This window comes from Shigella dysenteriae, assembly GCF_022354085.1.
In the GTDB taxonomy this organism is placed as follows: domain Bacteria; phylum Pseudomonadota; class Gammaproteobacteria; order Enterobacterales; family Enterobacteriaceae; genus Escherichia; species Escherichia coli.
Genome location: NZ_CP055055.1, coordinates 2,582,913 through 2,595,975, shown reverse-complemented (window position 1 = coordinate 2,595,975; position 13,063 = coordinate 2,582,913). Strand labels below are relative to the sequence as shown.

The 13,063-nt window shown below is 46.1% G+C and carries 13 protein-coding genes; 5 read left to right on the top strand and 8 right to left on the bottom strand.

Annotated features, from left to right (window positions below):
• The first annotated feature begins 18 nt into the window (after window positions 1-18).
• Both cedA and ydjO read left to right on the top strand, forming a co-directional pair.
• Window positions 19-282: a cell division activator CedA gene (cedA, locus tag HUZ68_RS12390; RefSeq protein ID WP_001241561.1), complete on the top strand. Its 264-nt coding sequence runs from the start codon at window positions 19-21 to the stop codon at window positions 280-282.
• A gap of 288 nt (window positions 283-570) precedes the next feature.
• The gene (ydjO, locus tag HUZ68_RS12385) at window positions 571-1,374 is read left to right on the top strand and encodes a protein YdjO (protein WP_001313014.1); all 804 of its coding nucleotides are present in this window, start codon (window positions 571-573) and stop codon (window positions 1,372-1,374) included.
• A 3-nt stretch (window positions 1,375-1,377) separates the two neighbouring features.
• On the opposite strand, the gene tcyP is transcribed toward ydjO, so the two are convergent.
• From tcyP to hxpB, 3 genes are all read right to left on the bottom strand, one after another.
• Complete coding sequence (gene tcyP / locus HUZ68_RS12380) at window positions 1,378-2,769, bottom strand: cystine/sulfocysteine:cation symporter (RefSeq protein ID WP_001010706.1); 1,392 nt, start codon at window positions 2,767-2,769, stop codon at window positions 1,378-1,380.
• Between the two features lie 132 nt (window positions 2,770-2,901).
• Window positions 2,902-3,492 (bottom strand): metal-dependent hydrolase, encoded by a 591-nt coding sequence (locus HUZ68_RS12375; protein ID WP_001295408.1) that lies wholly within the window; start codon window positions 3,490-3,492, stop codon window positions 2,902-2,904.
• 162 nt (window positions 3,493-3,654) lie between these two features.
• Window positions 3,655-4,323, bottom strand: coding sequence for a hexitol phosphatase HxpB (gene hxpB / locus HUZ68_RS12370; protein ID WP_000106834.1), 669 nt, complete (start codon window positions 4,321-4,323; stop codon window positions 3,655-3,657).
• A 146-nt stretch (window positions 4,324-4,469) separates the two neighbouring features.
• Between hxpB and HUZ68_RS12365 the strand changes: the two genes are divergently transcribed.
• On the top strand, window positions 4,470-5,006 hold the full coding sequence (locus tag HUZ68_RS12365) for a YniB family protein (RefSeq protein ID WP_047644298.1): 537 nt from the start codon (window positions 4,470-4,472) through the stop codon (window positions 5,004-5,006).
• A gap of 40 nt (window positions 5,007-5,046) precedes the next feature.
• Here HUZ68_RS12365 and HUZ68_RS12360 read toward each other — a convergent pair whose 3' ends face one another.
• From HUZ68_RS12360 to pfkB, 3 genes are all read right to left on the bottom strand, one after another.
• Window positions 5,047-5,907 (bottom strand): fructosamine kinase family protein, encoded by an 861-nt coding sequence (locus tag HUZ68_RS12360; protein ID WP_000267654.1) that lies wholly within the window; start codon window positions 5,905-5,907, stop codon window positions 5,047-5,049.
• A gap of 105 nt (window positions 5,908-6,012) precedes the next feature.
• On the bottom strand, window positions 6,013-6,303 hold the full coding sequence (gene ghoS, locus HUZ68_RS12355) for a type V toxin-antitoxin system endoribonuclease antitoxin GhoS (RefSeq protein ID WP_000146159.1): 291 nt from the start codon (window positions 6,301-6,303) through the stop codon (window positions 6,013-6,015).
• Window positions 6,304-6,403: 100 nt separating this feature from the next.
• On the bottom strand, window positions 6,404-7,333 hold the full coding sequence (gene pfkB, locus HUZ68_RS12350) for a 6-phosphofructokinase II (protein ID WP_000251735.1): 930 nt from the start codon (window positions 7,331-7,333) through the stop codon (window positions 6,404-6,406).
• Between the two features lie 286 nt (window positions 7,334-7,619).
• On the opposite strand from pfkB, the gene HUZ68_RS12345 reads away from it, so the two are divergent.
• Complete coding sequence (locus tag HUZ68_RS12345) at window positions 7,620-8,378, top strand: DUF481 domain-containing protein (protein WP_097470437.1); 759 nt, start codon at window positions 7,620-7,622, stop codon at window positions 8,376-8,378.
• A gap of 52 nt (window positions 8,379-8,430) precedes the next feature.
• Here the strand turns inward: HUZ68_RS12345 and yniD are convergent, their stop codons facing one another.
• Both yniD and espL1 read right to left on the bottom strand, forming a co-directional pair.
• On the bottom strand, window positions 8,431-8,538 hold the full coding sequence (gene yniD / locus HUZ68_RS12340; RefSeq protein WP_001142445.1) for a small membrane protein YniD: 108 nt from the start codon (window positions 8,536-8,538) through the stop codon (window positions 8,431-8,433).
• A 174-nt stretch (window positions 8,539-8,712) separates the two neighbouring features.
• Window positions 8,713-10,611 (bottom strand): type III secretion system effector EspL1, encoded by a 1,899-nt coding sequence (espL1, locus tag HUZ68_RS12335; RefSeq protein ID WP_097470438.1) that lies wholly within the window; start codon window positions 10,609-10,611, stop codon window positions 8,713-8,715.
• Between the two features lie 522 nt (window positions 10,612-11,133).
• Here espL1 and thrS point away from each other — a divergent pair.
• Window positions 11,134-13,062, top strand: a complete 1,929-nt coding sequence (gene thrS, locus HUZ68_RS12330) for a threonine--tRNA ligase (RefSeq protein ID WP_001144199.1) — start codon at window positions 11,134-11,136, stop codon at window positions 13,060-13,062.
• Window position 13,063 lies beyond the last annotated feature (1 nt).

Here is a 13,063-nt window from a genome sequence, read left to right as displayed (position 1 = left end):
GTTTTTCTGATTTTTAATATGCGTTTAGTGAAGCCAGTAATGAAGAAACCGCTCCGCCAGCAAAACCGCCAGATTATTAGCTATGTCCCACGCACGGAACCCGCGCCGCCAGAACATGCGATAAAGATGGATTCGTTTCGTGATGTCTGGATGCTGCGTGGCAAATATGTTGCGTTTGTACTGATGGGAGAGTCATTTCTGCGCTCACCGGCGTTTACTGTGCCTGAATCCGCCCAGCGTTGGGCAAATCAGATCCGCCAGGAAGGGGAAGTGACTGAGTAAGGATTACGTACCTCCCGGTTTTGCCGGGAGTTACATGGCCTGAAATTTTGTATTTCATTGCTACATTCATTCAAACCACCTGTAACAAAAAGCTGCCTTTGACGATCTATTGCTATAAATAAGTGATCTTTTTTCTTTAATTGTTTATTTATTTTAAAATGGTTAAGTTTTGCTAATCATGATGAGCTATTTTTGATAGTTCATCCTGTGGCGTCGCTCTTAAACTTATATTGTAAATGACTTAGATTTAAATGAGATAATAATTTTGTTAACAATATGAGGCGGGAGATGTTTTCTACAAACTTAATACAGAGTAATTATGGTGATTTAAATATTAAAAGCCTGGCTTTCGACTCTTTTAAAGAAAGGCTGCAGTCTACTATGACAGCACTCACTTTCTTTATATCAACGGGGCAATGTGACTGCGATGAAATAGCAGAATCAAACTTTAATTATATGATTGCCTATATGTCTAACATTAACTATGATGCCTCAAAGCCAGGAGCGCCAGCACTTAGTTTTGATACATATCTGCAGGACAATGTTAAATATAGAGTAATAATTAATAATCTTTATGGTAGTGAAATTCGGATAAGAGGTATAAATAAAGATTTTATTGGAATGGATGTCACTTCTGTATTTCGCCCAGAAAAAATGACCAATTTGATCAGTATAAAAAACAGGCTGGTTATTCACTATTTAAGGACTATATACTATGAACAAAATTATATACATCCTGTCGGGAGCATTTTTGCTGCGATTCAAAAAAATGAGAGTCTCCTAAAGTTTCCTTCGATAATATCAATGCTTAATATCAATCTTCTTTTTAATCCACTAAATCTTCCGGGAATGGGAAGTGGTATACTTGAAGATATTATGAGTATTCCAGATAGTTCACTTAGAAAACGTCTCGGGTATGAGGTTTTAAGCTTCTCGCTACAGGCACATTCATTGAGCCAGGAATGTATTGATAAGTTGGACATTTTTTTCGCTGACGATCTGTTTAAATATGAGTCAGTATGCATCGCCGCGATGGAACATTTAAAAAGTAAGGCAACGGCCCCTATACAAAACGGACCGTTGCCAGCATAAGAATTAATGGTGTGCCAGTTCGGCGTCGTCTTCGCTATCCAGAATGGCTTTATCGGTTTGCTTCAGCCACTGGCTGGTCAGCGTGCCAGCTGTCATCGAGCCACTAACGTTTAGCGCCGTACGGCCCATGTCGATAAGCGGTTCAACGGAGATTAACAGCGCCACCAGGGTTACTGGCAGGCCCATCGCAGGCAGCACAATCAGTGCGGCGAAAGTTGCACCACCACCGACACCGGCAACGCCTGCGGAGCTAACGGTAACAATACCGACCAGCGTCGCAATCCACATCGGGTCCAGCGGGTTAATGCCAACCGTAGGCGCAACCATCACCGCCAGCATTGCCGGATACAAACCGGCGCAGCCGTTCTGACCAATGGTCGCACCGAAAGAGGCGGCGAAACTGGCGATGGATTCAGGAACGCCCAGACGACGCGTTTGTGCTTCCACATTCAGTGGGATAGACGCAGCACTGGAACGGCTGGTAAAGGCAAACGTCAGCACAGGCCATACCTTACGGAAGTACTTCAGCGGACTCACGCCATTAATGCCCAGCAGAATGCCATGCACTGCAAACATAATCAGCAGACCGAGGTAGGACGCGACAACGAAACTTCCCAGTTTGATGATGTCTTGCAGGTTAGAACCTGCAACCACTTTGGTCATTAGTGCCAGAACGCCGTAAGGGGTCAACTGCATGACCAGGCGAACTAGTTTCATCACCCAGCTTTGCAGGGTATCGATAGCGGTTAAGACGCGTTCACCTTTCGGCGCATCATCCTTCAGCAGTTTCAGCGCAGCTACACCGAGGAATGCGGCAAAAATTACCACGCTGATAATTGACGTCGGATTGGCTCCGGTCAGATCGGCAAACGGGTTTTTCGGGATAAAGGACAAGACCAGCTGCGGAACGCTCAGGTCAGAGACTTTACCAACATAGTTACTTTCGATGGCGTTCAGACGTGCAGTTTCTGCACCACCCTGAACCAGACCTTCAGCCGTCAAACCAAACAGGTTGGTGACCAGCACACCGACCAGCGCCGCAATCAGCGTGGTAAACAAAAGCGTACCGATGGTCAGAAAACTGATTTTGCCTAACTGAGATGCGTTATGCAGACGGGCAACCGCGCTCAGAATAGAGGCGAAGACTAACGGCATAACGATCATTTGCAGCAGTTGAACATAGCCGTTACCAACGATGTTAAACCACTGTACAGAATCTTTAAGTACCTGGCTGTCAGAACCATAAATGGTATGCAGGGCAAGGCCAAAAACCACACCCATCACCAGACCCACCAGCACTTTTTTCGCCAGACTCCACTGTTTATGGCGGGTCTGAGCCAGCGCAAACAGCAGTACAACGAACACCACGATGTTCGCAATTAATGGAAAGTTCATCCCCGTTCTCCTGATCTTATTATTTCTATCACTGCGTAGCAGTCATAGTGTTGGCGCAAGATTAACAGAACTGTGAGCTGGCTCTTATATTCAAATGGAATTGCTTATTCCAGAAAGGTGATTTTTGCCTTTTTAGTATTCAACCTGATGCTTAATAAGCCGATGAAACTGGATCTGCAAGGTATTGATCATTTGCGATGACCAACGAACAGCGCTGTTCTCGGGTAATGAATGGGGCATCCATACCGACCAGACAAATAATGCCATGCAGATAAAACGTTCCAGTTGGTTACCCTTTTGGGGAACCAGGATAGGCAAGCGGAAACGCCAGCGGCATGGCCAGAGCAGGGGAACACCGGCGGGTGTCAGCATATCGGCAAGTATGTGGCTTAAATAACCCAGCACCATTCCTTGTAGCGCATCAGCCGGAATGAACCAGCTTTCAGGAACCTTAAGGTAAAAGGTTGCCAGCAGCGCAAATACCGCCAGCAGACTGTGGGTAAAACCACGATGCCCAAAAGCGCGGGCGATCGGTTTTGATATCCACTTTAATCGCTGCCCAAGAAACGACTTTGGGTGATCGATGTCCGGTAACAAACACGTCAGGATTGCGGAAGGGACAATATGCCACCAGTCACCCTGTGCCAGCACGGGCGTCAGCTCGGCATTTTTGGCAAATACCGCACAAGCAATAGAAAAGAGAAGGTGACCTTCCGCCGTCATGATAAAACTCACTAAACTGTCGATACGTACAGTATAGGATTTTTATACAGTGCACGGAAGTGGTGACGGTGTAACTCTTTCTCTTAAATTGACGATTAATCCGTCAGTTGAATGCAAATTCAGATAAAGAACCAGGGGCAGCGTGATCACTGCCCCTGGTCATTAACCGAGAAGGTCTTTTGCGGTGAGTTCTGTCAGCGATGAGAGTTTGACGTTTGCTAATACAAAACGTGGATCATTTTGCGCTTCTGGCGCAGGAACGACGATGGAACGCATGCGGGCTGCTTTAGAGGCGATCATGCCATTTACCGAATCCTCCAGCGCTACGCAGGTCAGTGGGTCAACGCCCAGTTTTGCTGCGCAGTCGAGATATACTTGCGGATGCGGCTTGCTGTAAGGCAGTTTTTCGGCCGAGGCGAGGGCATCGAAACTGTCGCGTAAGTCAAACATGGTCAACACTTTTTCCAGCATATGTAGTGGTGACGCGGAGGCCAGTCCCACCAATAAACCTTGTTCTTTGCATAACGCAACGGCTTCGCGCACGCCTGGTAATAATGGACGTGTCTCTTCAACCAGTGAAATGGCACGGGCAATAACCCGTTCTACTACTTCCTGACGGCTTGGCCCATTCCACGGTTGCCGGGCGTACCAAAGATCGACCACCATATCGATGCGTAAACCTAAGGTGTCCGGCAGCTCGTTACGACGGGAGATATCCACCCCCAGGCTTGCCATCACATCCAGTTCGGCTCGATCCCATAAAGGTTCTGAGTCGATAAGTAATCCATCCATATCAAAAATTGCAGCAAGAATCTGACGCGGGGTTGACATTACAACCTCTCCTTTAGAGCATTATGTGTAAGGTATTAAGCCGTGCTTATGATTAAGCGCCTATCATATCGCCTTTAAAGAATGGGCGAAAACAGATATCTACAGGTAAACTAAGTGAAACGACGCGTCTTAATCAAGGAGAACTCATGACGTATCAACAAGCTGGACGCATTGCTGTTTTGAAAAGGATTTTGGGTTGGGTGATTTTTATACCTGCATTGATCTCTACATTGATTTCTTTGCTGAAATTTATGAATACCCGACAGGAAAACCAGGAAGGCATTAATGCGGTCATGCTCGACTTTACTCATGTCATGATCGATATGATGCAGGCGAATACGCCTTTTTTGAATCTATTCTGGTATAACTCCCCGACGCCCAATTTTAATGGTGGCGTGAACGCTATGTTCTGGGTGATTTTCATCCTGATTTTTGTCGGACTGGCGTTGCAGGATTCCGGTGCCCGGATGAGTCGCCAGGCGCGCTTCTTGCGGGAAGGTGTTGAAGATCAACTCATTCTGGAAAAAGCCAAAGGGGAAGAGGGGCTAACGCGTGAACAAATTGAGTCACGTATTGTTGTTCCGCACCATACTATTTTCCTACAGTTTTTCTCACTGTATATCCTGCCGGTTATTTGTATTGCTGCAGGTTATGTGTTCTTTTCTCTGCTTGGGTTTATTTAATCAAAAGGCCGCACGGAGCGGCCATTATCCTCAACCCATATCATGCTGCTAATAATCTATCCAGTGACTGCTGAGCAATAACCAAATGCTGACCGCCAAATAATCTTGCACGATTTAACAGCGTGTAGAGTTGGTAAACCGGTTGACGTTCAAGGAAATCGGCAGGTAGCGGGGATACTGACTGATAGCCGTCATAGATTTGTGGCGGCTGTTCAGTATGCAGCGGTAACATCGCCAGGTCGCACTCTCGGTCACCCCAGTAGCAAGCCGGGTCGAAAATGTACGGGCCATCCGGACCCAGCGCACAGTTGCCGGACCATAAATCGCCGTGCAACAGAGAAGGCTGCGGTTGATGTGAGGCGAGACGCTGCTGAATATGCTCGACGATGGCGTCGATATTGCCGAAAGCGATCCCTTTCTCTGCTGCCAGTTCCAACTGCCAGCCAATCCGTTGTTCAGCAAAAAACGTTGACCAGCGACGTTGCCAGGTGTTGGGCTGTGGAGTTGTGGAGAGCGAGTTATCAAAATCGAGGCCAAATTGTGGTTGGTCACTCCATTGATGTAAACGCGCAATTTGCTGACCAAGAATAAATGCGCTATGCGCATCCAGCGGACGAGGTGGGAGATAATCCATCACCAGAAAACTGTAGTCACGGTCAGCGCCTACTGCCCAAACCTTAGGCACGGTGACGGTTTTACTACGCGACAGTAACTCCAGTTGGTCGGCTTCGGCGGTAAAACCGGGAAGCAGTTCCCTTTCATCACATTTGACGAAAAAGTCATGTCCTGCATAGCGCAAATGCCATGCGGCATGGACTTCTCCGCCAGGCAGTTCATTACGCAGTTCGATTTCGCCTTCACCTAACTGCTCGCTCAAAAGACGACTGATTGCCTGCCACATGATGTCTCTCCCATGTTGTCTGCCAGATCATAAGGTTAGCGCAAGAATGCGGTGTAAAAACACGAGCTAACGCACACCACAGACTGATTATTGCCCAAAAACCATTTATTTTCTGTTGCTATTCCATTCCTCCCAGGTCGTGATGGTGATTTCAGGATCTTTGCCGGTTGCACTTTGGGTAAGCCCCGAAACCAGTTCTCTAATTTCTTCTTCACTTTGGGTACTGATAAGTCCAAAAGTGTTAGTCCCCAGCTCATGGATATTTCCCTCATCATCCGTCATGGTGAGCAAAAAACCGTCGCGAGTCAGGTAATTATTCAACTCGTTAATTTCAGTCAATGTATCCTCATGCAACATGACGGTTATGACATAACGGACAAGATCGCCACTGGCCATAGTTCACCCCTTTGTTATCACATGACTTTTGAGCATAGTCGGAGAAACGCGTTGCCGACAGGTTGGTGATGATTCCCCCAATACTGGGGGAATGTTTTTGTTAGCGGGAAAGGTAAGCGTAAATTTTTTGCGTATCGTCATGGGAGCACAGACGTGTTCCCTGATTGAGTGTGGCTGCACTCCCCGCAGCTACGCCAAAACGAACCATCTCTTCAAGAGAGGCATTTTCTGCCAGTTTCAGTGTCATCGCGCCGACCATGCTATCACCAGCGCCAACGGTACTCTGGCTTTTCACCGGTGGTGGCACCACCTGAATGCAGTTTTCACTATCAACACCCAGCGCTCCTTGTGGACCCAGGGAAACGACAACCCGTTTGGCCTTGCCGCTATTAACGATTTCTTGCGCGGCTTTGCGGACATCGTCTGGCTGGGTGAGTTCGCGATTCACCAGCGCACTGAGTTCTTTTTGGTTAGGCTTAACCAACTCGATGTTACCAATCGCCAGTGCTGCACTTAACGCTTCGCCAGAACTGTCGATGATGCAGCGGATCCCTTGGTTTTGCGCAGCGGAAATCAGTTGGGTTAATTTTTCCAGCTTCACACCTGGCGGCAGGCTTCCGCTTATGACCAGGATGGCCCCGGATTCAATTTCCAGAACTTGCTCTTCAAGCTGGCGAAACTCATCTTCATTTAATGCCGCGCCTGGCATAACAAAACGATACTGCTCACCGCTTGCTTCCACATGTACGTGTAAATTCTGCCGGGTCCAGTCTTTGGCTTCTACAGTAGCGACGGGGACATTTTCATCCGCCAACAGTGAAACCAGGTGTTCGCCGGTCGCGCCACCCGCCGGGAAGATCGCTGTGGCACTGCCTCCAAGATGGGCAATGGCGCGGGCGACGTTGATGCCGCCGCCCCCGGGTTCGAACACCGGTGCGGTACAGCGCAGTTTTCCTTCGGGATAAATTTGCGGGGTAATTGTTGCGCTATCGAGAGAGGGCGCAAGTGTCAACGTATAGATACGTACCATCATTTCCTCCTATAGGCTGATTTCAGTCTGGCACCGAATCAGCGGAAAGTGAAGAAATTAACAATATGATTTATTAGAGCTTTATTTAAAATTTTGCAGATAAATATATATAAATAAAAATCTGTTTTCGCCACATGCTTATTCAAAAAATGAAATAAGAATACATTGCTAAGTTATTCGAGCCTTTTTATAATTCGTTACCTTTCCAGGGACGCTAATCTTTGATCCTTAAGAAAGTTTCCGGGACCGCGATGGTCTCTTTTTTTGTTGTACGGACTCTTGATAAATGAAGCTTTTGAAGACAGTTCCTGCCATCGTTATGTTGGCGGGGGGCATGTTTGCGTCATTGAATGCAGCTGCCGATGATTCCGTTTTTACTGTCATGGACGATCCTGCCAGCGCTAAAAAACCTTTCGAAGGTAATCTGAACGCAGGATATCTTGCACAATCAGGCAATACGAAAAGCTCCTCACTTACGGCTGACACCACCATGACCTGGTATGGACAAACCACTGCCTGGTCGCTGTGGGGGAACGCCAGTAATACTTCTTCTAATGATGAGCGTTCTTCAGAAAAATATGCGGCGGGCGGGCGTAGCCGTTTTAATTTAACTGATTATGACTATTTATTTGGTCAGGCAAGCTGGCTGACAGACCGTTATAACGGCTATCGAGAGCGCGATGTGTTGACCGCGGGTTATGGTCGTCAGTTTTTGAATGGCCCGGTACACAGTTTCCGCTTTGAATTCGGTCCAGGTGTGCGTTACGACAAATATACCGACAATGCCAGTGAAACTCAGCCGCTGGGCTATGCCTCCGGTGCTTATGCATGGCAGCTGACTGACAACGCTAAATTTACGCAGGGTGTTTCCGTCTTTGGCGCGGAAGACACAACGCTGAACTCCGAAAGCGCATTAAATATTGCTATTAATGAACATTTTGGACTGAAGGTGGCTTACAACGTCACATGGAACTCTGAACCTCCAGAGTCTGCACCGGAACATACCGACCGTCGGACAACCTTATCGCTGGGCTACAGCATGTAAAATTATCTGCCGGACCGTGTTATGCGGTCTGGCTGTCTTCGTTTGTCACTGCTCAGCCCCAAATCATTGCTGCCCAACGTAGCAACAACATAGCGCCACAGATTGCCAGTAGCACCACCACCATCTTCCAGTGTTTTTTATCAAAGCGTTTAGTCGGCATACCAGTGTCCTGCATATCTCTTGTGCGTGATAACGGAGTGTAACAAAAGGGACAGGCATCAAGGGATTTTTTGTTATTACAGCCGTCGGGTGGCGTTGTGCACATGGTCACTGTTTCTGCGTTTTATGAAAAAATAAAATTATGTATCGATATACAAATATCATAAATAGCTGGTTATAAATACGTCTTTAGTTCATCAGCACTAAAACTCAGGCTTTGGCTGATTGCATTAATAGCAGCATAATATGTTTCTACAGTTTTATAATGATTATGATGAATGGCTATATGAACAGCTGACATGTTGTCATGATTTTTAGCAGCCAACAGTGTAAATAACTGATGTTGGCTAAAAGAATATTTTTTTGCAAAAGTATCCAGCGTCGATATATAAGATAACATGACGTCTTTATTACCCTTGCTCATAGCGATGTATAAAGCAGGGGTTCCATGTACTGTTGCGCCTTTTAATAAATCTATGATGTTAATTTTGCTGAGGTTATATTTAACAGCGATTCCATAAATTTTAGATAGGAACCGTGTGACACACAACGGGTGATTATTTTCCATTGCAGCAAATAACCCTGGTTCACCATCACGTGTTTTCATGGCTAAAATATCCATCACCATTTTTTTGTTTAAATGCTTTTGTGCTATTGGAGCGGTTAATGTATTCAGAAAGATATCGATTATCTCATCGAATCCATACAACATGGAGATATAAAGTCCAGGTGTTTCGTTAGCACTTTTAGTTTGCAGTAATTTAACCAGATTATCTTCATGAATGATGTGATTATCTACCAGTGACTGAATTTCTTGCATAAATATTTTCACGTTGTCAGTATGTCCGTTCATCATAGCCAAAAATAAAGCAGGTGTACCAACGCTATTCTGCGCAGTTATTATTTCAATGATTTCTTTTTCAGGGAGTATGGGCAACTGTCTGAATAATGTAATAAGCTGTTGAGTCTGGCCTGTGGCCATTATTAACAACATTGCCGATGGATGCATAGGGGCAAATGGCATTCGTGTCGCGATACCCGTGAAAATAGCCCCTGGAACTCCCTCAGGTAATAGGGGCAGAATAGCAATTGCACAGTTGCGAACATACCTATCAGCCCAGGTCTGAGCATCGGGACCTGAACTGATGAACTTATCAAGCGAGAGAAAGCCCCGTGCTGTCCTGTGGGTGCCTCTGACGGCAACGTTGGTATCGTTCGGGTCGTAAACGGACACAACATAATTTAATTGCCCATACGCCGACTGCTTTATTCGTAGCCTTACTGACAAAGTATGATTGTCTATATATAAAATCGCAGACATATGACTGACATTGTTTGCCATCATTCGACAGAAGAAAATATCTAAAGCGAAGCCAAAATCCTTACTCGCGATAACGCGACTCCCTGCAGGAGGATGGCGAAGTAATGCTCTGAACTCCGCGTCCCGGACTAAGGGGACATGCTGCTGTATGGATTCAACGGAGGAGTAATGTTTAATCAGGTTAACCTTGCCTTTTCCATTTCTCAATGAATCAAGTGCGTATTGCAATGACAGATGGCGACAAAAAATAGCGTCAGAAGGAGATTGCGAAAAAAATGCACTACCATTGAGATTTACTGTTGGTTGTATAGTTTTTTCTCTATGGATTTTTTTAGACAGTTTCATACAATGGTTACGATTTTCGGCAGTTAACTGTTCCTGTTCAATATAATCCAGTATGCTTCGCAAATGGTTAGCTTTAATAGGCGTGGTTTCCAGTAATAAGGAAATGATTTCTTTTTTATAGTGTAATGTAATGAGTATATTTTTTGCATGGATGGGTGAAGTGGCAAAGTTAATGGTAAAAAGGGCAGTGGAATAACAATTTTGTGATATTTTTCGACAGTTTGCGGTAAATTCCTGAGTAACACAGTATGACAGCATCGAACTTAAGTCAGAGGTATCAAGTAGGGTGATGAGTTGGCGCGCAAATTGATTAATAGGCTCTGATGAAGGCGTTGGTATGTCGCTATCGATGTGCATTCTATGAGGAGACTTATAATGAGTTCTGATAATAATGTCGTTTTGACTCATAATCTATTCGCCTTATATATGTCTGGAGGTTTTGAGGATGATGATTAATTATTATCGCCAGAACGAAATGTGCACGAAAAATTGCTATAAGAATTGTGTCACTTTTATCATTGTGATATGACCAGTTCGTCATTAATCTCATGATCGTTTAAATACTACCGCCAAATCATGCAACGAACTTTGCTGGATTCAGTTTATGCTGCTGTAAATCCGCTCGCAGTAAACCTTTCAGACGCTCCGTGATGTTATCAGTTGTTCTTTAAGCGTTTTGCTGGTGTACTCACTACAAACGAATTGCGAATCGAATCAATGTGAAACGGAAAGGTACAATCTCCCTTTTTTTAGTGTTAACATCGCTCAACCGGGTGGAAGGTGAGAGGTTAATGTCTTTCATTTGTGTACCTGATTGCGAACCAATTTAGCATTTGTTGGCTAGATGGTTTCGCAATGAACTGTTAATAAACAAATTTTTCTTTGTATGTGATCTTTCGTGTGGGTCACCACTGCAAATAAGGATATAAAATGCCTGTTATAACTCTTCCTGATGGCAGCCAACGCCATTACGACCACGCTGTAAGCCCCATGGATGTTGCGCTGGACATTGGTCCAGGTCTGGCGAAAGCCTGTATCGCAGGGCGCGTTAATGGCGAACTGGTTGATGCTTGCGATCTGATTGAAAACGACGCACAACTGTCGATCATTACCGCCAAAGACGAAGAAGGTCTGGAGATCATTCGTCACTCCTGTGCGCACCTGTTAGGGCACGCGATTAAACAACTTTGGCCGCATACCAAAATGGCAATCGGCCCGGTTATTGACAACGGTTTTTATTACGACGTTGATCTTGACCGCACGTTAACCCAGGAAGATGTCGAAGCACTCGAGAAGCGGATGCATGAGCTTGCTGAGAAAAACTACGACGTCATTAAGAAGAAAGTCAGCTGGCACGAAGCGCGTGAAACTTTCGCCAACCGTGGGGAGAGCTACAAAGTCTCCATTCTTGACGAAAACATCGCCCATGATGACAAGCCAGGTCTGTACTTCCATGAAGAATATGTCGATATGTGCCGCGGTCCGCACGTACCGAACATGCGTTTCTGCCATCATTTCAAACTAATGAAAACGGCAGGGGCTTACTGGCGTGGCGACAGCAACAACAAAATGTTGCAACGTATTTACGGTACGGCGTGGGCAGACAAAAAAGCGCTTAACGCTTACCTGCAGCGCCTGGAAGAAGCCGCGAAACGCGACCACCGTAAAATCGGTAAACAGCTCGACCTGTACCATATGCAGGAAGAAGCGCCGGGTATGGTATTCTGGCACAACGACGGCTGGACCATCTTCCGTGAACTGGAAGTGTTTGTTCGTTCTAAACTGAAAGAGTACCAGTATCAGGAAGTTAAAGGTCCGTTCATGATGGACCGTGTCCTGTGGGAAAAAACCGGTCACTGGGACAACTACAAAGATGCAATGTTCACCACGTCTTCTGAGAACCGTGAATACTGCATTAAGCCGATGAACTGCCCGGGTCACGTACAAATTTTCAACCAGGGGCTGAAGTCGTATCGCGATCTGCCGCTGCGTATGGCCGAGTTTGGTAGCTGCCACCGTAACGAGCCGTCAGGTTCGCTGCATGGCCTGATGCGCGTGCGTGGATTTACCCAGGATGACGCGCATATCTTCTGTACTGAAGAACAAATTCGCGATGAAGTTAACGGATGTATCCGTTTAGTCTATGATATGTACAGCACTTTTGGCTTCGAGAAGATCGTCGTCAAACTCTCCACTCGTCCTGAAAAACGTATTGGCAGCGACGAAATGTGGGATCGTGCTGAGGCGGACCTGGCGGTTGCGCTGGAAGAAAACAACATCCCGTTTGAATATCAACTGGGTGAAGGCGCTTTCTACGGTCCGAAAATTGAATTTACCCTGTATGACTGCCTCGATCGTGCATGGCAGTGCGGTACAGTACAGCTGGACTTCTCCTTGCCGTCTCGTCTGAGCGCCTCCTATGTGGGCGAAGACAACGAGCGTAAGGTACCGGTAATGATTCACCGCGCAATTCTTGGGTCGATGGAACGTTTCATCGGTATCCTGACCGAAGAATTCGCTGGTTTCTTCCCGACCTGGCTTGCGCCGGTTCAGGTTGTTATCATGAATATTACCGATTCACAGTCTGATTACGTTAACGAATTGACGCAAAAACTATCAAATGCGGGCATTCGTGTTAAAGCAGACTTGAGAAATGAGAAGATTGGCTTTAAAATCCGCGAGCACACTTTGCGTCGCGTCCCATATATGCTGGTCTGTGGTGATAAAGAGGTGGAATCAGGCAAAGTTGCCGTTCGCACCCGCCGTGGTAAAGACCTGGGAAGCATGGACGTAAATGAAGTGATCGAGAAGCTGCAACAAGAGATTCGCAGCCGCAGTCTTAAACAATTGGAGGAATAAG

Coding starts and splice junctions, on each gene's coding strand:
- cedA (WP_001241561.1), top strand. CDS start 19: ATGCGTTTAGTGAAGCCAGTAATGAAGAAACCGCTCCGCCAGCAAAAC.
- ydjO (WP_001313014.1), top strand. CDS start 571: ATGTTTTCTACAAACTTAATACAGAGTAATTATGGTGATTTAAATATT.
- tcyP (WP_001010706.1), bottom strand. CDS start 2,769: ATGAACTTTCCATTAATTGCGAACATCGTGGTGTTCGTTGTACTGCTG.
- HUZ68_RS12375 (WP_001295408.1), bottom strand. CDS start 3,492: ATGACGGCGGAAGGTCACCTTCTCTTTTCTATTGCTTGTGCGGTATTT.
- hxpB (WP_000106834.1), bottom strand. CDS start 4,323: ATGTCAACCCCGCGTCAGATTCTTGCTGCAATTTTTGATATGGATGGA.
- HUZ68_RS12365 (WP_047644298.1), top strand. CDS start 4,470: ATGACGTATCAACAAGCTGGACGCATTGCTGTTTTGAAAAGGATTTTG.
- HUZ68_RS12360 (WP_000267654.1), bottom strand. CDS start 5,907: ATGTGGCAGGCAATCAGTCGTCTTTTGAGCGAGCAGTTAGGTGAAGGC.
- ghoS (WP_000146159.1), bottom strand. CDS start 6,303: ATGGCCAGTGGCGATCTTGTCCGTTATGTCATAACCGTCATGTTGCAT.
- pfkB (WP_000251735.1), bottom strand. CDS start 7,333: ATGGTACGTATCTATACGTTGACACTTGCGCCCTCTCTCGATAGCGCA.
- HUZ68_RS12345 (WP_097470437.1), top strand. CDS start 7,620: ATGAAGCTTTTGAAGACAGTTCCTGCCATCGTTATGTTGGCGGGGGGC.
- yniD (WP_001142445.1), bottom strand. CDS start 8,538: ATGCCGACTAAACGCTTTGATAAAAAACACTGGAAGATGGTGGTGGTG.
- espL1 (WP_097470438.1), bottom strand. CDS start 10,611: ATGAGTCAAAACGACATTATTATCAGAACTCATTATAAGTCTCCTCAT.
- thrS (WP_001144199.1), top strand. CDS start 11,134: ATGCCTGTTATAACTCTTCCTGATGGCAGCCAACGCCATTACGACCAC.